The following is a 23,473-nucleotide window of genomic DNA, read 5'->3' as shown; positions in this document are numbered from 1 at the left end:
TGACGCTCCGGCAAACAGAACCGGCCATGAACTCGCCCGGTGGGAGCGCGCTGGAAACACAGTGCAGCGATCCCGGAAATCGTGTAGATCTTGGTGGAAAACTGTGGATGACTCAGTGGTTGTGAATATCGTCATCACCCATACCGGTGGCCCCCGCCCCGCTCCCCGTCCGGCTTCCGGAGCGCCGCCCAATGACTACACAGAGTGACGGATCACGGGCACGGCGAAACGGCGGCCACCATCGCCCACCAAGGGCCCGGCAACCGCCTGAACGAAGGAAAAACCCACCCGGACATGCGACGACCCCCGCCGGGGGGGAGAGCGGGGGTCGTCCCCACGGCCGACTCGGGGGGGGGAGGAGTCGGACCGGGTTAGCACGGTCGCGAACGATCCGTGACTTCCATGGTGTACCCGAGAGCCCTCTCAGGCAAACCCACGCGCCCCACCTTACGCCGAATGGTGGGCGCCTATGCTCAGGGGCGTGGAAAACCACTCCTTGCCTCGCACAGCGGCCTTCTTTGACCTGGACAAGACGGTCATTGCGAAGTCGAGCACGCTCACGTTCAGCAAGTCGTTCTACCAAGGCGGGCTGATCAACCGCCGGGCCGCCTTGCGTACCGCATATGCCCAGTTCGTCTTCCTGGTCGGAGGTCTCGACCACGATCAGATGGAGCGCATGCGCGCGTACCTGTCGGCGCTGTGCCGCGGGTGGAACGTGCAGCAGGTGAAGGAGATCGTCGCCGAGACCCTGCACGACCTGATCGACCCGATCATCTACGACGAGGCCGCCTCCCTCATCGAACAGCACCACACGGCCGGCCGTGACGTGGTGATCGTCTCCACGTCGGGCGCCGAGGTGGTCGAGCCGATCGGTGAGCTCCTCGGAGCGGACCGCGTGGTGGCCACCCGCATGATCGTGGGCGACGACGGCTGTTTCACCGGCGAGGTGGGGTACTACGCCTACGGCCCCACGAAGGCCGAGGCGATCCGGGAGCTGGCCGCGTCGGAGGGGTACGACCTCGCCCGCTGCTACGCCTACAGCGACTCGGCGACCGACCTGCCGATGCTGGAGACCGTCGGACATCCGCACGCCGTGAACCCGGACCGGTCCCTGCGCCGCGAGGCGCTTGCCCGCGGCTGGCCGATCCTGGACTTCCACCGCCCGGTGCGTCTGAAGAAGCGGCTGCCCACCCTCTCCGTACCGCCGCGGCCGACCCTGGTCGCGGCGGCGGCGATAGGAGCGGCGGCCGCCACCGCGGGACTCGTCTGGTACGCCAGTCGGCGGCGCAGCTCGGTGACCTGAACTGTTCGTGACCGTTTTGGGGCTAAAAGTAAAGAACCGTGGGCAGGGGTTCCGCTTGCTCCGGGCCTGCAGTACAAAGGACTTAACGGCCCGCGAGACCGAAGGACATCCGAGAGGATCACCTTTAAAACGCATTTGGCCCCACGGACCGAGCATGAGAACCGGGCACCCACGCGACGTCGACCCGTCGATTACGGGCCAGCCGCACCAGGTGACGGGCAAAGATCCCGACCTGATGGGCGACATATCGAGGACGCTTGGTAACTCGGTGATCATGCCAGCGGCGGTACGACCTCTCGTACCGCCGCAACCCTGTTCAGGCCCACTCCACCAGGGCCCGATCCACCAGGCGTCCGCCCTCGCCCGTCAGGCCGCCCCGCGCTGCAGCGCCTCGCACACCGCCGTCGACTCGCGCACGCCCAGCTCGACCGCCCTGCCGCAGTGGGCGATCCAGGCCGCCATGCCCTCCGGCGTCCCCGAGACGTAGCCGTCCAGGGCCGCCAGGTACGCGGCACGACCGAGCTCCGCGTGGCCCACCTCGGCCGGACAGACCGCCTTCGGGTCCAGGCCGCTGCCGATCAGGACGATCCGCTCGGCCGCGCGCGCGACCAGCCCGTTGTGGGACACGAAGGGGCGCAGGGCGAGCAACTCGCCGTGCACCACCGCGGCCGTCACCAGGGCGGGCGCCGAACTGCCCGCGATGACCAGTTGCGCGAGACCCTCCAGCCGGCCGGACACCTCCGCCGCGTCCGGCGGCGTCAGCTCGATCAGCGGCTCGTCGACCGGTTCCCCGGCCTGGCGCGGCCGCCCGACCTCGTCACCCCTGCCCGCCGCGGCGACCAGGTGCAGCCGGGCCAGGACCCGCAGGGGTGACTGCCGCCAGATGGACAGCAACTGGCCGGCCTCCGCGGTCAGCCGCAAGGCCGCGCCCACCACGCGCGCCTCGTCGTCACCGCTGAAGTCGGTGCGCCGGCGCACCTCCTCCAGGGCCCAGTCGGCGCCGGACAGCGCCGCGGAGCCCCGGGCGCCGCGCAGCGCCGCTTCCGAGGTGACCGCATTGCTGCGGCGCCGCATGATGCGGTGCCCGTAGACCCGGTCCACGGCCTTGCGCACGGATTCCACGGACTCGGCCACACCGGGCAGCGAGCCCAGGGCCGCGAGCGGATCGGCGGACGCGCCTGTCGTACTCATGAGTACGACCCTACGCACCCCGGCGCCGCGCCCCACGAAGGAGTGGTCTTCTTCACTCCCACCACCACAGTCGGCCATCGACTGACTACTCTTGGTGAACATGAAAATTGCTTTCGTCGGGAAGGGCGGCAGCGGCAAGACCACGCTGTCCTCCCTCTTCATCCGCCACCTGGTGGCGGCCGGAGCGCCGGTGGTCGCCATCGACGCCGACATCAACCAGCACCTCGGCGCCGCGCTCGGCCTCGACGACACGGAGACCGCGGCGCTGCCCGCGATGGGCGAGCGGCTGTCACTGATCAAGGAGTATCTGCGCGGCAGCAACCCGCGCATCACCTCGGCCGCGACGATGATCAAGACGACCCCGCCCGGCGAGGGCTCGCGGCTGCTGCGGGTACGGGAGCCCAACCCGGTGTACGACGCCTGCGCACGGCCGGTGGAACTGGACGGCGGCGCCGTCCGTCTGATGGTCACGGGCTCCTTCACGGACGCCGACCTGGGGGTCTCCTGTTACCACTCCAAGACGGGAGCGGTGGAGCTGTTCCTGAACCACCTGGTCGACGGCCGGGACGAGTACGTCGTGGTCGACATGACGGCGGGCTCGGACTCCTTCGCCTCCGGCATGTTCACCCGCTTCGACCTCACGTTCCTCGTCGCCGAGCCGACCCGGAAGGGGGTCTCCGTCTACCGCCAGTACAAGGACTACGCCCGCGACTTCGGCGTCAACCTGAAGGTCGTCGGCAACAAGGTGCAGGGCCAGGACGACGTCGACTTCCTGCGCTCGGAGGTCGGGGACGACCTGCTGGTGACCGTCGGGCACTCGGAGTGGGTGCGCGCGATGGAGAAGGGCAGGCCGCCCCGGTTCGATCTCCTGGAGGACACCAACGGCCACGCCCTGCGCACCCTGCGGGGCGCCGCCGACGCGACGTACGAACTGCGGGACTGGGAGCGCTACACCCGCCAGATGGTGCACTTCCACCTGAGGAACGCGCAGTCGTGGGGCAACGAGCGCACCGGGGCCGACCTGGCGGCGCAGGTCGACCCCTCCTTCGTGCTCAGCGAGGCGGTCGCCGCCCCCGCCTGACGGCCACCGTCCCCCGCCTACTGCCGGACCGCGGGCGCCCCGGGCACCCCCTTCGGGGCCGGAGCGGTGCGGCCCGACAGGAAGGACGCCCAGCCCTGCCGGGGGGCCTCCCCCACGTTCAGGGTGCGCAGCCTGGCCAGCACCTGCGGGTCCTGGGCGTCCAGCCAGTCGGCGAGCTGCCGGAAGGAGACGCAGCGCACCTCCGGCTTGTTGCACACCTGCTCGACGACGTCGTCGATCGCGCGCATATAGGTGCCGCCGTTCCAGGACTCGAAGTGGTTGCCGATGACCAGGGGCGCACGGTTGCCGTCGTAGGCGCGGTAGAAGCCCTTCAGCAGGCCGTCCCGCATCTGGTCACCCCAGTAGTCGTACTTGTCGGGGTCTCCCTGGGTCGAGGTTCCCGACTGGTTGACCATGAAGTTGTAGTCCATGGTCAACTGCTCGTAGGAGTGCCCGGGGAAGGGCACGAGCTGCATCGACAGGTCCCACAGGCCGTCCTTCTTCTTCGGCCACACCTGGTCGTCGACCCCGCTGGTGTCGTAGCGGAAACCCAGGTCGCGGGCCGCTCGCATGAAGTTCTTCTGGCCTTCCAGGCAGGGGGTGCGGGCGCCGACGAGCTCCTTGTCGTAGTCGAACGGCAGCGGTGGCGCGTCCTTCATGCCGGTGTTGGTCTTCCAGGTCTTCACGAACTCCTTGGCCTGGGCGATCTCGCTCTTCCACTCCTCGACCGACCACGTGCCCACCCCGCCGTCGTTGCCGCAGAAGTGGCCGTTGAAGTGGGTGCCGATCTCGTTGCCCTCGAGCCAGGCGAGGCGCAGTTGCCTGACGGTGTCGGTGATGCCCTGCTCGTCGTTGAAGCCGATCTCGGAGCTGCCCGGCGCGTGCTGCGGCGGCTTGTACAGGTCGCGCTTCTCCTTGGGCAGCAGGTACACGCCGCTGAGGAAGTAGGTCATGGTCGCGTTGTTGGCCTTGGCGACCTTGCGGAAGTGGGAGAACAGCTTCTGGCTGTCCTCGCCCGCCCCGTCCCAGGAGAAGACCACGAACTGGGGAGGCTTCTGACCGGGTTCGAGCCTCTCGGGTCTGGGCAGATGCGGCTGCGAGCCGGTGTACGCGGTGGAGCCGTCGCCGATCAGCCGGAGCACGCTGCCGGGCGGCGGCGCCCCCTTCTGCGGGCCGGGCGCCCCTTCCTTGGAGCCGCTGGAGCCGCCGGCGCAACCGGCCAGCGACGCGGCGCAGGCCGCGGCGACCATGGCTCCCGCGGCGATCCTCTGGGTGGCGGCCATGTTCCGCCCACCTTCTTCCTTCTCTCAGACAAACGCTGACGAGGGCGTTTTGTGGTGGTCTGCCGGTTTCTGCCGGCAGCGTCGCCAAGGTCGCACGGGGGCCGAGAAGGAATTAATACGACAAGCCGATAAACAGCTCGCACCACTCGGGCGAGTGAACCAATGCACCATTTGCGGCAAAAATCCATGCTCGACCTTTACTCTGCATTACGATTCATTTACCGAGCGTTGATCTTTGCGTGGAGGAGACGGAAGACATGTCAGCCTGCGCACCCACCCAGCCTCCGGCGCCGACCGAGCGCCCCCACCAACCGCACAGCCCGCCCCGCCGCTTCCGCGTCGCCGGCGCCGATCTGTCCGCGTCGATCGGCGTCTTCCTGATCGCGCTGCCCCTGTCCCTCGGCATCGCTCTCGCCACGGGGGCCCCGCTCCGGGCCGGGTTGGTGGCAGCCGCCGTCGGCGGGATCGTCGTCGGCCGGCTGGGCGGTTGTCCGCTGCAGGTCAGCGGTCCGGCAGCCGGACTCACCGTCGTCACCGCCGACTTGATCGACCGCTACGGATGGCGGACGACCTGCGTCATCACCGTCCTCGCCGGCCTGGCCCAACTCGGTCTCGGCTGCCTGCGCGTGGCACGCTCCGCGCTCGCCGTGAGCCCGGCCGTGGTGCACGGCATGCTCGCCGGCATCGGTGTGACCATCGCCGTCGCCCAGCTGCACATCGTGCTCGGCGGCAGCCCGCACAGCTCCGTCCTCGACAACCTCCGTGGCCTGCCGTACCAGTTGGCCCACCTGCATCCCGCGGCCGTGGCGACGAGCGCGCTGACGCTCACCCTGCTGCTGGCCTGGCCGCGGCTGCCCGGTCACCCCGGCCGGCTGCTGCGCAGGGTCCCGGCCGCGCTCGTCGCGGTCGCCGGGGCCACCGCGACCGCCTGGCTCACCGGGCTGACGCTGCCCAGGGTCGACCTCCCGTCCTGGCGCAGCCATGCCCTGGCCGGGCTGCCCGAGGGTCCCGTGCCCGGTCTCGTCACCGCCGTGCTGACCACCACGCTGGTGTGCAGCGTGCAGTCGCTGCTCGGGGCGGTCGCCGTGGACAAGCTGGTCGCCGGGCGCCCCGCTCCGCAGGCCCGCGTCGGCCGCTCGGACCTGGACCGGGAGCTGCTCGGCCAGGGCGCCGCCAACATCGTCTCCGGGGCGCTGGGCGGACTGCCGGTCGCGGGGGTGGCCGTGCGGAGTTCGGCGAATGTGCGGGGCGGTGCCGTGAGCCGGAACTCCACGATGCTGCACGGCGTTCTCGTGGTGATCGCCGCGCTGCTGATGGTCCCGGCCCTGGAGCTCATCCCGCTCGCATCGCTGGCCGCTCTGGTGATGGCCGTCGGCATCCAGATGGTGTCCCTGCACCACATCCGCACGGTGACCCGCCACCGCGAGGTGCTGGTATACGTCGCCACCACCCTGGGTGTGGTGTTCCTCGGTGTACTGGAGGGCGTGCTGTCCGGGGTCGCCGTGGCCGTCGCCGTCACCCTGAACCGCCTCGCCCGCACCCGCGTCACACACGAAGAGAAGGGAGGAGTCCACTACGTCCGTGTGAGAGGCCAGTTGACGTTCCTCGCGGTGCCGCGGCTCAGCCGCGTCCTGCATCACGTGCCCCAGGGGTCCCATGCGGTCGTGGAGCTGCACGGCTCGTTCATGGACCACGCGGCATACGAGTCACTGCAGGACTGGCAGCTCGCGCACACCGCGCAGGGCGGATCCGCCGAACTGACCGGCCGCCGGGGAGACGAGACCACCACCCCATAAGGTCTAAACCAATTTGCGGGCGGCCCTTGTCATCAGACCCCCGGGTCTGATGAGCTGTGGCCTGGGACACAACGGACACCCTGCGAGAGGGAGATGTCGTGAGCAACGAAAGCCTGGCCAACCTGCTCAAGGAAGAGCGCAGGTTCGTGCCGCCCGCCGAGCTGGCGGACAACGCCAACGTCACGGCGGAGGCGTATGAACAGGCCAAGGCTGACAGGCTCGGCTTCTGGGCCGAGCAGGCACGCCGGCTGACGTGGGCCACCGAGCCGACCGAGACACTGGACTGGTCGAACCCGCCGTTCGCCAAGTGGTTCCAGGACGGCAGGCTGAACGTCGCCTACAACTGTGTGGACCGGCACGTCGAGGCGGGGCACGGCGACCGGGTCGCCATCCACTTCGAGGGCGAGCCCGGCGACAGCCGCGCCATCACCTACGCCGAGCTGAAGGACGAGGTGTCCAGGGCCGCGAACGCCCTGCTGGAGCTGGGGGTCCGCAAGGGCGACCGGGTCGCCATCTACATGCCGATGATCCCCGAGACCGCGATCGCGATGCTGGCCTCGGCCCGTATCGGTGCCGCGCACTCGGTCGTCTTCGGCGGCTTCTCGGCCGACGCGCTCGCGACCCGCATCCAGGACGCCGACGCCAAGGTCGTGATCACCTCCGACGGCGGCTGGCGGCGCGGCAAGCCGTCCGCGCTCAAACCGGCCGTCGACGAGGCCGTCGCCAAGGTCGACAACGTGGACCACGTGCTCGTCGTGCGCCGCACCGGCCAGGAGGTCGCCTGGAACGACGAGCGGGACGTGTGGTGGCACGACCTGGTCGAGCGGCAGTCCGCCGAGCACACACCGGAGGCGTTCGAGGCCGAGCACCCGCTGTTCATCCTCTACACCTCGGGCACGACGGGTAAGCCGAAGGGCATCCTGCACACCTCCGGCGGCTATCTGACGCAGACGGCGTACACGCACTGGGCGGTGTTCGACCTCAAGCCGGAGACCGACGTGTACTGGTGCACGGCCGACGTCGGCTGGGTCACCGGGCACTCGTACATCGTCTACGGACCGCTGGCCAACGGCGCGACCCAGGTGATGTACGAGGGCACGCCGGACACCCCGCACCAGGGCCGGTTCTGGGAGATCGTGCAGAAGTACGGGGTGACGATCCTGTACACGGCGCCGACCGCGATCCGTACGTTCATGAAGTGGGGCGACGACATCCCCGCGAAGTTCGACCTCTCCTCCCTCCGCGTCCTCGGTTCCGTCGGCGAGCCGATCAACCCCGAGGCGTGGATCTGGTACCGCAGGAACATCGGCGGGGACCGGACGCCGGTCGTCGACACCTGGTGGCAGACCGAGACCGGCGCGATGATGATCTCGCCGCTGCCGGGCGTCACCGCCGCCAAGCCCGGCTCCGCCCAGACCCCGCTGCCCGGCATCTCCGCGACCGTCGTCGACGACGAGGCGAACGAGGTGCCGAACGGCGGCGGTGGCTACCTGGTGCTGACCGAGCCGTGGCCGTCGATGCTGCGCACCATCTGGGGCGACGACCAGCGGTTCATCGACACCTACTGGTCCCGGTTCGAGGGCAAATACTTCGCCGGTGACGGGGCGAAGAAGGACGACGACGGGGACATCTGGCTCCTCGGGCGCGTCGACGACGTGATGCTGGTGTCCGGGCACAACATCTCCACCACGGAGGTGGAGTCGGCGCTGGTCTCGCACCCGTCCGTGGCCGAGGCGGCCGTGGTCGGCGCGGCGGACGAGACGACCGGGCAGGCGATCGTCGCCTTCGTGATCCTGCGGGGTACGGCGTCCGAGGACGACGAGCTCGTCGGCGCGCTGCGCGACCACGTGGGCGCCACGCTCGGCCCGATCGCCAAGCCCAAGCGCATCCTGCCGGTGGCGGAACTGCCGAAGACCCGCTCCGGCAAGATCATGCGACGCCTGCTGCGGGACGTCGCGGAGAACCGCGAGCTCGGTGACGTCACCACGCTGACCGACGCCACGGTCATGAACCTCATCCAGTCGAAGCTGCCCACCGCGCCCAGCGAGGACTGAGCACGGCCTGTGGGGGGGCACCCGGCGGCCAGCGCGCCGGGTGCCCTTTTCGCACCTACCGTGGAGAGCGCTGGATCCCTCCACGGCGCACCCGGTCCGCACGTTAGGTAAACTAAACAAAGCGACGACAACGTCAACGTCAGGTGCGCCGGGAAGTCTGGTCGGCATGTGCTCCGTCCTGCCCACCGACCGGAGGTCTCTCCCGTGCCCGCGCCCCGCACCACCACCGCCCGCAAGGTCTTCGGCCGGCTGTCGCTGCCCGAGCGGACCTACGTCGCCGACGCCCTGCGCGCCGAGACGGTCGGCGGCGTGCTGCTGCTGGCCGCCGCCGTCGCGGCCCTGGTCTGGGCGAACATCCCCGCGCTGCGCCACAGCTACGAGACCGTCAGCCAGTACCACCTGGGCCCCGGCGCCCTCGGCCTGAACCTCTCCGTCACGCACTGGGCCGCCGACGGACTGCTCGCGGTCTTCTTCTTCGTCGCCGGGATCGAGCTCAAGCGCGAACTCGTCGCCGGTGACCTCAGGGACCCGAAGGCCGCCGCCCTGCCCGTGATCGCCGCGCTGTGCGGCATGGCCGTACCGGCGCTCGTCTACACCCTCACCAACGCCGCCGGGGGCGGCTCGCTCGCCGGCTGGGCGGTGCCCACCGCGACCGACATCGCCTTCGCGCTCGCCGTGCTCGCGGTCATCGGCACCGCGCTGCCCAGCGCCCTGCGCGCCTTCCTGCTCACGCTCGCCGTCGTCGACGACCTGTTCGCGATCCTGATCATCGCCGTCTTCTTCACCGAGCGCATCCACCTCGCCGCACTCGGCGGCGCGGTCGCGGGCCTCGTCGTCTTCTGGCTGCTGCTGCGTGCGGGCGTACGCGGCTGGTACGTGTACGTGCCGCTCGCGCTGGTCGTCTGGGCGCTGATGTACAACAGCGGCGTCCACGCCACCATCGCGGGTGTCGCCATGGGCCTGATGCTGCGCTGCACCACCCGCGAGGGTGAGGAGCACTCGCCCGCCGAGCGCATCGAGCATCTCGTGCGCCCCCTGTCGGCGGGGCTCGCCGTGCCGCTGTTCGCGCTGTTCAGCGCGGGCGTGTCGATGTCCGGCGGCGCGCTCGCGGACGTGTTCACCAAGCCGCAGACACTGGGTGTGGTGCTCGGACTGGTCGTCGGCAAGACGATCGGCATCTTCGGCGGCACCTGGCTGACCGCCCGCTTCACCCGGGCCTCGCTCAGCGACGACCTCGAGTGGGCGGACGTCTTCGCCGTGGCGACCCTCGCCGGCATCGGGTTCACCGTCTCCCTGCTCATCGGTGAGCTCGCCTTCGCGGGCGAGGCGGCCCTGGCCGGCGAGGTCAAGGCCGCCGTGCTGACCGGATCGCTGATCGCGGCGGTGTGCGCGACGGTCCTGCTGAAGGTCCGCAACGCCAAGTACCGCAGGCTGTGCGAGGAGGAGGAACGGGACGAGGACCTCGACGGCATCCCGGACGTCTACGAACAGGACGACCCGGCCTACCACCTGCGCATGGCCGAACTCCTCGAACGCAGGGCCGCCGAGCACCGGCGGCTCGCCGAGGATCTCGCGGGCACGGTCTCCGGGCGGCACGCGCGTGCTGAAGTGCCGGGCAGGGCAGGCGAGGAAGGCGACCGTCCGGCATGATCTGACGAGACGGTACAAAACGAGACGGCAGAACAGACGAAGAGGGAGACCGCGATGAGCGCACCCGACGGCAGCCCGGTCGGCGCCGAACGCAGCATCGGCCAGTTGTTCGCCTCGGCGACGACCGAATTGTCGGCGCTGGTGCATGACGAGATCGCGCTGGCCAAGGCCCAGCTGAAGCAGGACGTCAAGCGTGGCGCGACCAGCGGCGGCGCCTTCACGGTGGCCGGCGCCGTGCTGCTGTTCTCCCTGCCGATGCTCAACTTCGCCCTCGCGTACGGCATCCGGACGTGGAGCGGCTGGAATCTGGCGGTCTGCTTCCTGCTGTCCTTCGCCGCCAACGTCCTCGTCGCCGGCGGTCTCGCGCTGATCGGGGTCGTGTTTGCGAAGAAGGCACAGAAGGGCAAGGGCCCGCAGAAGGTCGCCGCGTCCATGAAGGAGACGGCGGGCGTCCTGCAGAAGGCCAAGCCGCACCCCCGTCAGGAACCGGCCCTGGAGGACCGGTCCCCCGCAGCCATCGAGGCTGTGGCACGCTCGTCGTCATGACGGACCCCGCCCCTTCGGCGCACCCCTTCTCGGTCGCACGGCTGGACGTCCCGGGTGGCCACGAGGTGACACACCGGGATGTCGCCGCCAACGGCGCACGCTTCCACATCGCCGAGGTCGGTGACGGCCCGCTGGTGCTGCTGCTGCACGGCTTCCCGCAGTTCTGGTGGGCGTGGCGGCACCAGCTCGGCGCGCTCGCCGACGCCGGCTTCCGGGCCGTGGCGATGGACCTGCGGGGCGTGGGCGGCAGTGACCGCACGCCGCGCGGGTACGACCCGGCGAACCTCGCCCTCGACATCACCGGTGTGGTGCGCTCCCTCGGTGAGCCGGACGCCGCGCTGGTCGGCCACGACCTGGGCGGCTACCTGGCGTGGACCGCGGCCGCGATGCGGCCCAAGCTGGTGCGGCGGCTCGCGGTGGTGTCGATGCCGCATCCTCGGCGCTGGCGCGCGGCGATGCTGCGGGACGCCCGGCAGACGGTGGCCGGCTCCTACATCTGGGGGTTCCAGCGGCCGTGGATCCCGGAGCGGCGGCTGACCGCCGACGACGGGGCGCTGGTGGGCGAGCTGATCCGGGACTGGTCCGGGCCGCGGCTGCCGGACGACGACGCGGTGGAGACGTACCGCCGCGCCATGTGCATCCCGTCGACGGCGCACTGCTCGATCGAGCCGTACCGCTGGATGGTGCGGTCACTGGCGCGTCCGGACGGCATCCAGTTCAACCGCCGGATGAAGCGGCCGGTGCGCGTGCCCACGCTGCATCTGCACGGCTCCCTCGATCCCGTCATGCGCACGCGGAGCGCGGCGGGTTCGGGAGAGTACGTCGAAGCGCCGTACCGCTGGCGGCTGTTCGACGGGCTGGGGCACTTCCCGCACGAGGAGGACCCGGTGGCGTTCTCCACGGAACTCATCAACTGGCTCAAGGACCCCGAGCCCGACCGCTGACGCGCGCCCACGTCGGTCCGGGCGTCGGTGGCCGGAACGGATCGAGCCGGATCGGTGACCGCGCCAATGCGCCCGGTATCCGGACCTGAACACCTGTTCCACGAACGGCCACATGCCCAGCGCATAGGCCAATTGAGGGCCCCCGAGGCGGTTATCGACCTTGGGGGCCGGGCACACGTCGGGGTATGGGCTGGACGCACGACTACAGTGACGCACCCCGGAACCGCCGCTCGGCCGCAGGCCTGGGCTCGCTCGGGGAAGGCGCTTCGCAGATGCAGAGCACGGATCTCCGGGTGGGAATTCCGCGCATCCTGCGCCGCCGGGCCCGCTGGGTCTCGGTACGTCTGCGTCACCCCCGCGGCTGAGCCCCGCCGGCTGAACCCCCGCTACAGCGCGCAGCTGTCGGTGCCCACCTGCTGGTTCGCGGTGCGCCCCTGGTCGATGTCCTGCCGGATCTCGTCCGCGGTGAGCGCGTAACCGGTTTCGGCGTCGTCGAGGGACTTCGCGAAGACCACGCCGTACACCTTGCCCTCGGGCGTGAGCAGCGGGCCACCGGAGTTGCCCTGGCGGACGGTCGCGTAGAGCGAGTAGACGTCACGGCGGACGGTGCCGCGGTGGTAGATGTCCGGGCCGTTGGCGGCGATGCGCCCGCGTACACGCGCGGCGCGGACGTCGTACGAGCCGTTCTGCGGGAAGCCCGCGACGATCGCGCTGTCGTCGCTCGTCGCGTCCTTCTCGGAGAACCGCAGGGCGTGCGCCCTGAGGTCCGGCACGTCGAGCACGGCGATGTCGCGGTGCCAGTCGTAGAGGACGACCTTTGCGTCGTACTTGCGGCCCTCACCGCCTATCTGCACGGTCGGCTCGTCGACGCCTCCCACGACGTGCGCGTTGGTCATCACACGGCGGTCGGCGAAGACGAAACCGGTGCCCTCCAGTACCTTGCCGCAGCTCTGGGCGGTGCCCACGACCTTGACGACGGACTGCTTGGCGTGGGTGGCGACCGCGCTGCCGGCCAGGGCCGGGTCGGGGGGCCGTACATCGGTGATCGGCTCGTTGGCGAAGGGGCTGAAGACCTGCGGGAAGCCGTTCTGGGCGAGGACGGAGGAGAAGTCCGCGAACCAGGTGTCGGCCTGGGCGGGCAGCGCCTGGGAGACGCCGAGGAGGACCTTGGACCCCCGGACCTCCTTGCCGAGCGTCGGCAGGGTGGTGCCCGCGAGGGCCGAGCCGATCAGCCATGCCACGAGGAGCATCGCGACCACGTTGACCAGCGCCCCGCCGGTGGCGTCCAGGGCGCGGGCCGGGGACCAGGTGATGTAGCGGCGCAGCTTGTTGCCGAGGTGGGTGGTCAGGGCCTGTCCGACGGAGGCGCAGACGATGACGACCACCACGGCGACGACGGCGGCGGTGGTGCTGACCTCCGCTTTGTCGGTCAGGGCGTCCCAGATGAGGGGCAGTGCGTAGACGGCGACGAGTCCGCCGCCGAGGAAGCCCGTGACCGACAGGATGCCGACCACGAAGCCCTGGCGGTAGCCGACGATCGCGAACCACACGGCGGCGACCAGCAACAGGATGTCCAGCACGTTCACGGGGTTCACCCTGTCATGACCGCCAGTCGAGCGGGACCTGCTGCTCCCGGTCCCAGTCGCGCTCCCAGCCCGCGTAGTGCAGCAGACGGTCGATGATCCCGGCGGTGAAGCCCCAGACGAGGGCCGATTCGACCAGGAATGCCGGACCTCGGTGTCCGCTGGGGTGCAGGGCGGTGGCGCGGTTGGCGGGGTCCGTGAGATCCGCCACGGGCACGGTGAAGACCCGGGCGGTCTCGTTCGGGTCGACGACGCCCACCGGGCTGGGCTCGCGCCACCAGCCGAGCACCGGGGTGACGACGAAGCCGCTGACCGGGATGTAGAGCCTGGGCAGTACGCCGAAGAGCTGGACGCCCGACGGGTCGAGTCCGGTCTCCTCCTCGGCCTCGCGCAGGGCGGCGCGCAGCGGCCCGTCGCCTGCCGGGTCGCCGTCCTCGGGGTCGAGGGCGCCGCCGGGGAACGAGGGCTGCCCGGCATGGGAGCGCAGCGAGCTCGCCCGCTCCATCAGCAGCAGCTCGGGACCGCGGTCGCCCTCCCCGAACAGGATCAGCACGGCGGACTGGCGGCCTCGGCCGTCCTCGGGCGGCAGAAAGCGGCTGAGCTGCAGCGGCTCGACCGTCTCCACGGCCCGCACCACCGGGTCCAACCAGTCCGGCAGGCCCTCCTTGCTGAGCGTCACCGAGCCGCCCCGCGTGTCGCCGGCGTGCTTCATACCCACCCCCGTTCCGCTCTGTTCAACACCCTGGCCGTCCTGGATCGTGCCGTCATACGGCCCCCAGCGGCGGCGCCGGCCTGCCTCCCGCGTCGAGGTAGGCCTGCGGGGGCTTCAGGCGCTGGCCGGGGAAGCCGCCCTTCTCGTACTTCAGGAGCTTCTCGGCCTTCTCGGGGTCCGTCTCGCCCTCGCCGTACGCCGGGCAGAGCGCGGCGATGGGGCAGGCGCCGCAGGCGGGCTTGCGGGCGTGGCAGATGCGGCGGCCGTGGAAGATCACGTGGTGCGAGAGCATCGTCCAGTCGCTCTTCGGGAACAACGCGCCGACCTCGGCCTCGATCTTGTCCGGTTCCGTCGCCTCGGTCCACTTCCAGCGCCGCACCAGCCGCTGGAAGTGCGTGTCCACGGTGATGCCGGGCCGCCCGAAGGCGTTGCCGAGGACGACGAAGGCGGTCTTGCGGCCGACGCCGGGCAGCTTGACGAGGTCCTCCAGCCTGCCGGGGACCTCGCCGCCGAACTGCTCGGCCAGGGCCTTGGACAGCCCTATGACCGACTTGGTCTTGGCCCGGAAGAACCCGCAGGGGCGGAGGATCTCCTCGACCTCCTCCGGGTTCGCGGCGGCCAGGTCCTCGGGGGTGGGGTACTTGGCGAAGAGCGCGGGTGTGGTCTGGTTGACCCGCAGGTCCGTGGTCTGGGCGGACAGGACCGTGGCGACCAGGAGCTGGAAGGGGTTCTCGAAGTCCAGTTCCGGATGCGCGTACGGGTAGACCTCGGCGAGCTCCCGGTTGAGGCGTCGGGCCCTGCGGACCAGAGCGGTGCGCGACTCGTCCGCCGGGACCTTTTTAGCTGCTTTGACTGTTTTCCTATTACCACCGGGGTTCTGTTCGCCCACAGCGGAATCTCGACGTACAACCACCCGCGCAGCCCCCTTGGCCTGTGCTCTCACCGGCGTTTTGGACACCCGGCCAGCCTAAAGCCCGGCACCGACATCCGCGCCGGACCCGGAAGATCGGCCCCCGATTGGACCCCTGCCGCTTACCCCGGGACATCCGTGCGGCATCCTTGTGACAGATCACACTGTTTGGATCGTCCGGCAAAATGGGGAACACGGTCCCCTGGCAACGGGGGAGCAAGATCCCCTGAGCAGGTCGACAAGGGAGAGAACTCGTGGACGACGTTCTGCGGCGCAACCCGCTCTTCGCGGCGCTCGACGACGAGCAGGCCGCGGAGCTCCGCGCCTCCATGAGTGAGGTGACCCTCGCGCGCGGTGACTCACTGTTCCACGAAGGCGACCCCGGTGACCGGCTGTACGTCGTCACCGAGGGCAAGGTCAAGCTCCACCGCACCTCCCCCGACGGACGCGAGAACATGCTGGCCGTTGTGGGCCCCGGCGAGCTCATCGGCGAACTGTCGCTGTTCGACCCGGGCCCGCGCACGGCGACCGCGACCGCGCTGACCGAGGTCAAGCTGCTCGGTCTCGGCCACGGCGACCTCCAGCCCTGGCTGAACGTACGTCCCGAGGTGGCCGGGGCCCTGCTGCGCGCCGTCGCGCGCCGTCTGCGCAAGACCAACGACGCCATGTCCGATCTGGTCTTCTCCGACGTCCCGGGACGCGTCGCCCGCGCCCTGCTGGACCTCTCGCGCCGCTTCGGCGTGCAGTCGGAGGAGGGCATCCACGTCGTCCACGACCTCACGCAGGAAGAGCTGGCCCAGCTGGTCGGCGCCTCCCGCGAGACCGTGAACAAGGCGCTGGCGGACTTCGCCCAGCGCGGGTGGCTGCGCCTGGAGGCGCGCGCGGTGATCCTGCTGGACGTGGAGCGACTGGCGAAGCGCTCGCGCTGATTCACCCGCACACGCGCGTGAGGCCCTGCCGTGAGGTGGGGCCTTTCACGTACCCTGCGACGGACTCGCGGGGGTGGGGGATGGTCGAGGACAAGGCGCCGGAATCGGTCTGGACGCGCTCCGATTGGTGGCGCTCGGCGCAGCGGCTGTGGCAGACGCCGTACGAGAAGGGCGGGTTGGACAGGCCCGTGGGGCTGTGGGTGACGGATGCCTGTGTCGTCCTCGCCCGGTTCGGCCGGCTGGACGCCTACAGCGTGACCACGGGGGCGCTCCTGTGGACCTGGCGGCCGCCGGGTGAGGACGTCGTCCGGGTGGTGTCGCCGGACGTCGAGGACGGCGTGGGCGTGGTGCTGCACTACGACGACGGCGCGCGCGACGTGCGACACGTCGATCTGACCGCCCTGGACACGGCCTCCGGCACGGTCGCCTGGACCCGCAGGCAGGACGCGGAGAGGCTGGGGAACCTCGGCGAGTACCACTGCGAGGTGGCCCTGGGCGCGGGTCGGCTCGCGACGGTGGTCGACAAGTGGCGCGATGCGCCGAAGCTGCGGGTGGACGACGTGCGCACGGGCCGGACGCGGTGGTCGCGCAAGCTGACCGACGGGCGTTCCGAGCCCGAGGCGGTGATCCGCGCCGCGCCCTTCGTGGCCCGCCTGGAGGCACGCGGCAGTCGCGGCCGGCCACGGCTGTCCGTCGACGGCGTTCCCCTGCGGCTGCCTCCCGACTGCGCGGAGTTCGGCGAGCAGGTCGCGGTGACGGGCGATGTCGTCGCCGTACAGGTGGTGCCCGTGGACGAGCTGGAGAAGGAGTACTACGTACGGCTCGGCGCCTACTCGGTGACCTCCGGCGAGCCGCTGTGGGAGTGGCGGACGAGATCCGACGCCTCCACGGTCGTCCCGCTCGCCCACCGCGGCTGGCTGCTGGTCCTGCACGGGTACGGCAACCGGCTGAGCGTCCTCGACCCGTCGGACGGGCGGGTCGTGGCCTGGCGCAGGGCGCGCGGCCACGCCTACGACCCTCTCGTGGCCGCGCACGGGGACGTCGTCGCCGTGGCCTGCCGTTCCCGGGGGGACACGCGCCGCCTGCGGGTGTTCCGCTGGCGGTGACGTGCCACCGGGCCCGGCCGTAAACCACCTGCCCCGGCGCCCCCGGCGCGGCACAGTGACCGCATGACGGAACCGCCTCCCCCGAAGGGCGTCGACGCCCGGGGCCACCTGGAGCGCGAGGGCTCCCTCGCGCGGGTCCCGGACGCCTTCCGCCCCGTCATCAACGCAGCCCGCGACCGTCTCGCGGAGGCCTTCGGGGCCCGGATGCACAGCGCGTACCTCTACGGGTCGATCCCGCGTGGCACCGCGCGCGTGGGGCGCAGCGATCTCGATCTGCTGGTCGCCCTGCGGGAGGAGCCGTCGGAAGCGGACCGGGAGGCGGCCCGTGTCCTCGGTGAGGGGCTCGACGCGGGGTTCCCGCAGATCGACGGGGTCGGGACGCTGCTGTTCGGCCGGGAGCGGCTGCTCAGCGACATGGAGCGGTACGACCTGGGGTGGTTCGTGGCCTGCCTGTGCACCCCGCTGCTCGGGGAGGACCTCGCCGCGTTCCTCCCCCGCTACCGGCCCGACTCGCTGCTGGCCCGGGAGACCAACGGCGACCTCGCGCTCTTCCTGCCCCGCTGGCGGCGGCGCATCGCGGACGCCGGGGACCGTGAAGAGGCCCGGCGGCCGCTCGTGCGGTTCATGTCACGGCATCTCGTGCGCACCGGGTTCACCCTCGTGATGCCCCGCTGGCAGGGCTGGACCAGCGATCTGCGGGAGATGGCCGAGGTGTTCGGCGCGTACTACCCGGAGCGCGCCCGGCAGATGCGTACGGCCGCGGAGTACGGCTACGAGCCCGTCGGCGACCCGGAGGTCCTGCGGTCCTACGTCGACGACCTCGGGCCCTGGCTCGCGGCGGAGTACGCGCGCGTGCACGGGGTCAAGGCCCCGAGGCCGGACTGACGGGGTCAAGGCCCCGAGGCCGGACCAGAGGCCGGACCAGGGGGCGTTCAGATCAGCCCGTGCTCGCTCAGGTAGTCCATCTGGGCCCGTACCGACAGCTCGGCGGCCGGCCACAGGGAGCGGTCCACGTCGGCGTAGACGTGGGCCACCACCTGGCCGGGGGTGCGGTAGCCGTCCTCGACGGCCGTCTCCACCTGGGCGAGGCGGTGGGCACGGTGGGCGAGGTAGAACTCCACGGCGCCCTGGGCGTCCTCCAGGACCGGACCGTGGCCCGGGAGCACCGTGTGGACACCGTCGTCGACCGTCAGGGACCGCAGGCGCCGCAGCGAGTCGAGATAGTCGCCCAGGCGACCGTCGGGATGGGCCACGACCGTCGTACCGCGTCCCAGGATGGTGTCGCCGGTCAGGACCGCCCGGTCCGCCGGGAGGTGGAAGCACAGGGAGTCCGCGGTGTGGCCGGGGGTCGGCACCACCCTCATCTCCAGGCCCCCGACCGTGATCACGTCCCCGGCGGCCAGTCCCTCGTCGCCGAGCCGCAGCGCGGGATCGAGCGCGCGCACCTTGGTGCCGGTCAGCTCGGCGAACCGGGCCGCGCCCTCGGCGTGGTCGGGATGGCCGTGGGTGAGCAGGGTGAGGGCGACGCGCTTGCCGGCCTCCTCGGCGGCGTCCCGGACCGCGCTCAGGTGGCCGTCGTCCAGGGGGCCCGGGTCGACGACCACGGCCAGGTCGGAGCCGGGCTCGGAGACGATCCAGGTGTTCGTGCCGTCCAGGGTCATCGCGGACGCGTTGGGCGCCAGCACGTTGACGGCCCGCTCGGTGGCCGGCCCCGACAGGACGCCGCCCCGGGGCTGCCCGGGCAGGGCTGCTGCGTCGGTCATGCGGGGTTTCCTCCGGGCGTCGGGGGTGCCGGTGGCGTCGGCGATGTCGGTGGCGTCGGCGGTGTCGGGACGTGCTTGGTGAACTCGTCATGGCCGGGCCAGGACAGGACGATCTCGCCGTCGGCCAGGCGGGCCCGGGCCAGGACCGGGGTCAGGTCGCGCGCGGGCGCGGCGGCCAGCGCCTCGGCGGAGGTGCCGTACGGGGACAGCTCGCGCAGGGTGGCGATGGTGGGCGGCATCATCAGCAGCTCGCCCTTGTCGTACCGGGCGGCCGCGTCCCCTGGCCGGATCCACACCGTGCGGTCGGCCTCCGTGGAGGCGTTCCGGGTGCGCTGGCCCTCGGGGAGGGCGGCCACGAAGAACCACGTGTCGTAGCGGCGGGCCTCGAACTCGGGGGTGATCCAGCGGGCCCAGGCGCCCAGCAGGTCGGAGCGCAGCACCAGGCCGCGGCGGTCGAGGAATTCCGCGAAGGACAGCTCCCGGGCGACCAGGGCGGCGCGGTCCGCCTCCCAGTCTGCGCCGGTGGTGTCACCGACGACCGTGTCGGGGGTGGGACCGGCGAGCAGGACGCCCGCCTCCTCGAAGGTCTCCCGGACGGCCGCGCAGACGATCGCCTGGGCACCGGCCTCCTCGACACCGAGCCGGTCGGCCCACCACGCGCGCGTGGGGCCCGCCCAGCGGATGTCGCGGTCGTCGTCCCGCGGGTCGACACCGCCACCCGGATACGCGTACGCGCCTCCGGCGAAGGCCATGGAGGCGCGTCTGCGCAGCATGTGGACGATCGGGCCGGTGTCGGCGTTCTTCAGCAGCATCACCGTGGCCGCGCGCCGGGCAGGCACCGGCGTGAGGGTGCCGGCCGCGAACGCGCGGATGCGTTCCGGCCACTCCGGTGGATACCACTGCCCATTCGCCATGGCCGGAGGCTATCCCGTGGTGCGCGAATGTTCGAGGGGCGCCCGGGGCCAGGGCACATCCCGGAGAGTTACGGGACGAGCTCCACCTGGACCTCGACCTCCACCGGCGCGTCCAGCGGCAGCACGGCGACACCCACCGCGCTGCGCGCGTGCACGCCCTTGTCCCCGAGGACCTCGCCGAGCAGCTCGCTGGCGCCGTTGACGACACCCGGCTGGCCGGTGAAGTCGGCGGCCGAGGCGACGAAGCCCACGACCTTCACCACACGCGCGATGCGGTCCAGGTCACCGGCGACGGACTTCACGGCGGCCAGGGCGTTCAGCGCGCAGGTGCGGGCCAGCTCCTTGGCCTCCTCGGCGGTGACCTCCAGGCCCACCTTGCCGGTGACCGGCAGCTTGCCCTCCACCATCGGCAGCTGGCCGGAGGTGTAGACGTAGGGGCCGGACTGCACGGCGGGCTGGTAGGCGGCCAGCGGCGGCACGACCTCCGGAAGGGTCAGCCCCAGTTCGGCGAGCCGCTCCTCGACGGCCCCCATCACTGCTTCTCCCGCTTCAGGTAGGCCACGAGCTGTTCGGGGTTGTTCGGCCCGGGCACGACCTGGACGAGCTCCCAGCCGTCCTCGCCCCAGGTGTCCAGAATCTGCTTCGTGGCATGGACGAGCAGCGGCACGGTTGCGTATTCCCACTTGGTCATGTGGCCGACTGTAGCCCCTGTTATCCACAGCCTCCCGCGTAGCCCGCGGGCTGACTGGTTAGGCTCGAAGACGTGAGCAGGCTCCAGGTCGTCAGCGGCAAGGGCGGGACCGGAAAGACGACGGTCGCCGCCGCACTCGCGCTGGCCTTGGCCACGGAGGGGAAGCGGACGCTTCTCGTCGAGGTCGAGGGCCGGCAGGGCATCGCACAGCTCTTCGAGACGGAGGCGTTGCCCTACGAGGAACGGAAGATCGCGGTGGCTCCCGGGGGCGGGGAGGTGTACGCGCTCGCCATAGACCCCGAACTGGCCCTTCTGGACTATCTCCAGATGTTCTACAAGCTGGGTGGCGCGGGCAGGGCCCTGAAGAAGCTCGGCGCCATCGACTTCGCCACCACCATCGCGCCCGGCGTGCGGGACGTCCTGCTCACCGGGAAGGCGTGCGAGGCGGTGCGGCGCAAGGACCGGACCGGTCGGTTCGCGTACGACTACGTGGTCATGGACGCGCCGCCGACCGGTCGCATCACCCGCTTCCTCAACGTCAACGACGAGGTCGCAGGCCTCGCCAAGATCGGCCCGATACACAATCAGGCGCAGGCCGTCATGCGGGTCCTGAAGTCACCCGAAACGGCCGTTCACCTGGTGACGCTGCTGGAGGAGATGCCGGTCCAGGAGACCGCGGACGGGATCGCCGAGCTGCGGGCCGCGCGGCTGCCGGTGGGCCGGGTCGTGGTGAACATGGTCCGGCCCGAGGTGTTGGACGAGGCCGATCTGGAACTCGTGCGGACCGTGGAGCACACCGCCGTGGCCCGGTCGCTGTCCGCCGCCGGGCTGGGCGGGGCGCGTCGGGGCGGGAGTGCCGAACGGCTGGTGGATCCGCTGCTGGAGCAGGCCGCGGAGTACGCCGAACGGTACGCGCTGGAGCAGGAGCAGCGTGCGGTCCTCGGCGAGCTGGGCCTGCCGCTGCACGAGCTGCCGCTGCTCGCCGAGGGCATGGACCTGGCGGGCCTGTACGAACTCGCCCACGAACTGCGGAATCAGGGGATGTCATGAGTCCGGACCCGACCCAGGCGCAGGACACCGCACGCCACCGCCTCTCCCCCGCGCGCGTGCTCGACGTCGATCCGCTGCTCGACGACCCGAAGACCCGGATCGTGGTGTGCTGCGGCTCGGGCGGGGTCGGCAAGACCACCACCGCGGCGGCGCTCGGGCTGAGGGCCGCCGAGCGGGGCCGCAAGGTGGTCGTCCTCACCATCGACCCGGCGCGCAGGCTGGCCCAGTCCATGGGGATCGACTCGCTGGACAACGTGCCGCGCCGGGTGAAGGGCACGGAGGGCGACGGCGAACTGCACGCCATGATGCTCGACATGAAGCGCACCTTCGACGAGGTCGTCGAGGCGCACGCCGATCCGCAGCGGGCGGCCGCGATCCTGTCCAACCCGTTCTACCAGTCGCTCTCGGCGGGCTTCGCGGGCACGCAGGAGTACATGGCGATGGAGAAGCTGGGGCAGCTGCGGGCGAAGGACGAGTGGGACCTCATCGTCGTCGACACACCGCCGTCGCGTTCCGCGCTGGACTTCCTGGACGCGCCGAAACGACTCGGCTCCTTCCTGGACGGCCGGCTGATCCGGCTGCTGACGGCTCCCGCGAAGCTGGGCGGGCGCGCGGGGATGGCCTTCCTCAACGTCGGCATGTCGATGATGACCGGCACCCTGGGCAAGCTGCTGGGCGGTCAGCTGCTGAAGGACGTCCAGACGTTCGTGGCCGCCATGGACACCACCTTCGGCGGCTTCCGTACGCGCGCGGACGCCACGTACAAGCTGCTGCAGGCGCCCGGCACGGCGTTCCTGGTGGTGGCGGCCCCGGAGCGGGACGCGCTGCGCGAGGCCGCGTACTTCGTCGAGCGGCTGGCCGCGGAGGACATGCCGCTGGTCGGGCTGGTGCTCAACCGGGTCCACGGCAGCGGGGCCGACGGGCTGTCGGCCGAGCGTGCGCTGGCCGCCGCGGAAAATCTTGAAGAGCCCCGCATTGTGGATCAGGGGGGCGGGAAAGCTGGACTTCGTAACTCTCCCGACACGCACGGCAGTTCAGAATCCTCTGCCGCGCCGGACGCTGCGGCGCCGCAGCAGCCCGCGGCGGAATCCCCCACGGCGGACCCGTCCGTCGACCGGCTCGCCGAGGGCCTGTTGAGGCTGCACGCCGAGCGCATGCAGCTGCTCTCCCGCGAGCAGCGCACGCGTGACCGCTTCACCGCGCTCCACCCCGAGGTGGCGGTGGTGGAAGTGGCCGCGCTGCCCGGCGACGTGCACGACCTGGCGGGACTGCGGGGCATCGGTGACCGGCTGGCGGCCGGCCGGCCGGAGCTCTCCCAGGACAGGTCCTAGACCCCTGGCGGTCAGCTCACGGCCGCGTAGTTCTCGTACACCTCGTCGTTGTCGAGGGGCACGATCCCGGTCCCCCGCTCGTACTCCGAGCGCGCGGTCTCCAGGAGCCTGCGCCAGGAGGTCACGGTGGGCCGCCTGCGCAGCAGTGCACGGCGCTCGCGCTCCGTCATGCCTCCCCACACGCCGAACTCGACGCGGTTGTCCAGCGCGTCGGCCAGGCATTCGGTGCGTACCGGGCATCCGGTGCACACCGCCTTGGCCCTGTTCTGCGCTGCTCCCTGAACGAACAGTTCATCCGGATCGGTAGTGCGGCAGGCAGCCTGCGCACTCCAGTCGATTACCCAGCCCATACCGGCGCCGTCCTCTCCCGAATCGAGGCTCCCCCACGGCGGCAGCGGCATATTCACCGCCGCCAGTTGAGGACGTTACGGAAGGTGGGCACAGCGCAACACCCCCTTCGGGCCCAATCTTGAATGGCCCGAACGGACTATGGGTAAGCGGCAGATCACCCGCGGGAGTGAGCTGGTGACATGCGTGATCATTCCGGCAAACCGGTACAGCTATGGTGCGTCACAACGGGCACCGGGTGACACAAGAGGCGGATTCGGACACGCCGCCCGCGAAAAAGTCGGGCTA

The 23,473-nt window shown here is 71.0% G+C and carries 23 protein-coding genes; 13 read left to right on the top strand and 10 right to left on the bottom strand.

The genetic code is table 11. The annotated features are described in order from the left end of the window. Positions 1-469: 469 nt before the first annotated feature. Positions 470-1,303 (top strand): HAD family hydrolase, encoded by an 834-nt coding sequence (locus ACFY0F_RS14725; protein ID WP_388793098.1) that lies wholly within the window; start codon positions 470-472, stop codon positions 1,301-1,303. Positions 1,304-1,669: 366 nt separating this feature from the next. Here the strand turns inward: ACFY0F_RS14725 and ACFY0F_RS14720 are convergent, their stop codons facing one another. Next, positions 1,670-2,494 (bottom strand): oxidoreductase, encoded by an 825-nt coding sequence (locus tag ACFY0F_RS14720; RefSeq protein ID WP_388793096.1) that lies wholly within the window; start codon positions 2,492-2,494, stop codon positions 1,670-1,672. Between the two features lie 100 nt (positions 2,495-2,594). Here ACFY0F_RS14720 and ACFY0F_RS14715 point away from each other — a divergent pair, with 100 nt between their 5' ends. Continuing rightward, positions 2,595-3,575, top strand: coding sequence for an ATP-binding protein (locus ACFY0F_RS14715; protein WP_388793094.1), 981 nt, complete (start codon positions 2,595-2,597; stop codon positions 3,573-3,575). A gap of 17 nt (positions 3,576-3,592) precedes the next feature. Here the strand turns inward: ACFY0F_RS14715 and ACFY0F_RS14710 are convergent, their stop codons facing one another. After that, positions 3,593-4,858 carry a hypothetical protein gene (locus ACFY0F_RS14710; protein ID WP_388793092.1) on the bottom strand — a complete coding sequence of 422 codons (1,266 nt, stop codon included), beginning with the start codon at positions 4,856-4,858 and terminating at the stop codon, positions 3,593-3,595. Between the two features lie 257 nt (positions 4,859-5,115). On the opposite strand from ACFY0F_RS14710, the gene ACFY0F_RS14705 reads away from it, so the two are divergent. The 6 genes from ACFY0F_RS14705 to ACFY0F_RS14680 all read left to right on the top strand — a co-directional run bounded on the left by ACFY0F_RS14705 (position 5,116) and on the right by ACFY0F_RS14680 (position 12,213). Further along, positions 5,116-6,654, top strand: a complete 1,539-nt coding sequence (locus tag ACFY0F_RS14705) for a SulP family inorganic anion transporter (protein ID WP_388793090.1) — start codon at positions 5,116-5,118, stop codon at positions 6,652-6,654. A gap of 98 nt (positions 6,655-6,752) precedes the next feature. Further along, positions 6,753-8,708, top strand: a complete 1,956-nt coding sequence (gene acs, locus ACFY0F_RS14700; RefSeq protein ID WP_388793088.1) for an acetate--CoA ligase — start codon at positions 6,753-6,755, stop codon at positions 8,706-8,708. A gap of 204 nt (positions 8,709-8,912) precedes the next feature. Beyond that, the gene (gene nhaA / locus ACFY0F_RS14695; protein WP_388793086.1) at positions 8,913-10,358 is read left to right on the top strand and encodes a Na+/H+ antiporter NhaA; all 1,446 of its coding nucleotides are present in this window, start codon (positions 8,913-8,915) and stop codon (positions 10,356-10,358) included. Positions 10,359-10,412: 54 nt separating this feature from the next. Beyond that, positions 10,413-10,904, top strand: a complete 492-nt coding sequence (locus ACFY0F_RS14690; RefSeq protein WP_388793085.1) for a phage holin family protein — start codon at positions 10,413-10,415, stop codon at positions 10,902-10,904. After that, positions 10,901-11,848: an alpha/beta fold hydrolase gene (locus ACFY0F_RS14685; RefSeq protein WP_388793083.1), complete on the top strand. Its 948-nt coding sequence runs from the start codon at positions 10,901-10,903 to the stop codon at positions 11,846-11,848. Before ACFY0F_RS14690 ends, ACFY0F_RS14685 begins: the two co-directional genes overlap by 4 nt. 185 nt (positions 11,849-12,033) lie before the next feature. Beyond that, a complete protein-coding gene (locus tag ACFY0F_RS14680; RefSeq protein WP_388793081.1) occupies positions 12,034-12,213 on the top strand; it encodes a hypothetical protein in 180 nt (59 codons plus the stop codon). 21 nt (positions 12,214-12,234) lie between these two features. Here ACFY0F_RS14680 and ACFY0F_RS14675 read toward each other — a convergent pair whose 3' ends face one another. Genes ACFY0F_RS14675 through nth form a run of 3 tightly spaced genes read right to left on the bottom strand, consistent with a single transcriptional unit; the run spans position 12,235 to position 15,032 of the window. Continuing rightward, the gene (locus ACFY0F_RS14675) at positions 12,235-13,434 is read right to left on the bottom strand and encodes a MarP family serine protease (RefSeq protein ID WP_388793079.1); all 1,200 of its coding nucleotides are present in this window, start codon (positions 13,432-13,434) and stop codon (positions 12,235-12,237) included. Between the two features lie 13 nt (positions 13,435-13,447). Next, positions 13,448-14,143, bottom strand: coding sequence for an NUDIX hydrolase (locus ACFY0F_RS14670; RefSeq protein WP_388793077.1), 696 nt, complete (start codon positions 14,141-14,143; stop codon positions 13,448-13,450). A 52-nt stretch (positions 14,144-14,195) separates the two neighbouring features. Continuing rightward, positions 14,196-15,032 (bottom strand): endonuclease III, encoded by an 837-nt coding sequence (gene nth, locus ACFY0F_RS14665; protein ID WP_388793075.1) that lies wholly within the window; start codon positions 15,030-15,032, stop codon positions 14,196-14,198. A gap of 275 nt (positions 15,033-15,307) precedes the next feature. Here nth and ACFY0F_RS14660 point away from each other — a divergent pair, with 275 nt between their 5' ends. From ACFY0F_RS14660 to ACFY0F_RS14650, 3 genes are all read left to right on the top strand, one after another. Next, the gene (locus ACFY0F_RS14660; RefSeq protein ID WP_030734182.1) at positions 15,308-15,982 is read left to right on the top strand and encodes a Crp/Fnr family transcriptional regulator; all 675 of its coding nucleotides are present in this window, start codon (positions 15,308-15,310) and stop codon (positions 15,980-15,982) included. Positions 15,983-16,062: 80 nt separating this feature from the next. Further along, positions 16,063-17,088, top strand: coding sequence for a PQQ-binding-like beta-propeller repeat protein (locus ACFY0F_RS14655; protein WP_388793073.1), 1,026 nt, complete (start codon positions 16,063-16,065; stop codon positions 17,086-17,088). A gap of 63 nt (positions 17,089-17,151) precedes the next feature. Next, a complete protein-coding gene (locus tag ACFY0F_RS14650) occupies positions 17,152-17,973 on the top strand; it encodes a nucleotidyltransferase domain-containing protein (RefSeq protein WP_388793071.1) in 822 nt (273 codons plus the stop codon). Positions 17,974-18,020: 47 nt separating this feature from the next. Here ACFY0F_RS14650 and ACFY0F_RS14645 read toward each other — a convergent pair whose 3' ends face one another. The 4 genes from ACFY0F_RS14645 to ACFY0F_RS14630 all read right to left on the bottom strand — a co-directional run bounded on the left by ACFY0F_RS14645 (position 18,021) and on the right by ACFY0F_RS14630 (position 20,456). Further along, positions 18,021-18,851, bottom strand: coding sequence for an MBL fold metallo-hydrolase (locus tag ACFY0F_RS14645; RefSeq protein ID WP_388793069.1), 831 nt, complete (start codon positions 18,849-18,851; stop codon positions 18,021-18,023). Next, entirely contained in the window at positions 18,848-19,765 is a 918-nt protein-coding gene (locus ACFY0F_RS14640; RefSeq protein WP_388793067.1) for an NUDIX hydrolase, read from the bottom strand. The genes ACFY0F_RS14645 and ACFY0F_RS14640 overlap by 4 nt, the downstream gene beginning before the upstream one ends. A gap of 68 nt (positions 19,766-19,833) precedes the next feature. Continuing rightward, the gene (locus ACFY0F_RS14635) at positions 19,834-20,298 is read right to left on the bottom strand and encodes a RidA family protein (RefSeq protein WP_388793065.1); all 465 of its coding nucleotides are present in this window, start codon (positions 20,296-20,298) and stop codon (positions 19,834-19,836) included. Beyond that, complete coding sequence (locus ACFY0F_RS14630; protein ID WP_003991873.1) at positions 20,298-20,456, bottom strand: DUF4177 domain-containing protein; 159 nt, start codon at positions 20,454-20,456, stop codon at positions 20,298-20,300. Before ACFY0F_RS14630 ends, ACFY0F_RS14635 begins: the two co-directional genes overlap by 1 nt. Before the next feature lie 72 nt (positions 20,457-20,528). Between ACFY0F_RS14630 and ACFY0F_RS14625 the strand changes: the two genes are divergently transcribed. Continuing rightward, positions 20,529-21,506 (top strand): ArsA family ATPase, encoded by a 978-nt coding sequence (locus ACFY0F_RS14625; RefSeq protein ID WP_388793063.1) that lies wholly within the window; start codon positions 20,529-20,531, stop codon positions 21,504-21,506. After that, positions 21,503-22,837 (top strand): ArsA family ATPase, encoded by a 1,335-nt coding sequence (locus ACFY0F_RS14620; protein ID WP_388793061.1) that lies wholly within the window; start codon positions 21,503-21,505, stop codon positions 22,835-22,837. Before ACFY0F_RS14625 ends, ACFY0F_RS14620 begins: the two co-directional genes overlap by 4 nt. A gap of 11 nt (positions 22,838-22,848) precedes the next feature. Here ACFY0F_RS14620 and wblA read toward each other — a convergent pair whose 3' ends face one another. Continuing rightward, the gene (gene wblA / locus ACFY0F_RS14615; RefSeq protein ID WP_388793059.1) at positions 22,849-23,187 is read right to left on the bottom strand and encodes a transcriptional regulator WblA; all 339 of its coding nucleotides are present in this window, start codon (positions 23,185-23,187) and stop codon (positions 22,849-22,851) included. Positions 23,188-23,473: the final 286 nt, after the last annotated feature.

Origin of the sequence: Streptomyces sp. NPDC001544 (assembly GCF_042894285.1) — a bacterium.
In the GTDB taxonomy this organism is placed as follows: domain Bacteria; phylum Actinomycetota; class Actinomycetes; order Streptomycetales; family Streptomycetaceae; genus Streptomyces.
This window is presented reverse-complemented; position numbering and strand designations above follow the sequence as displayed.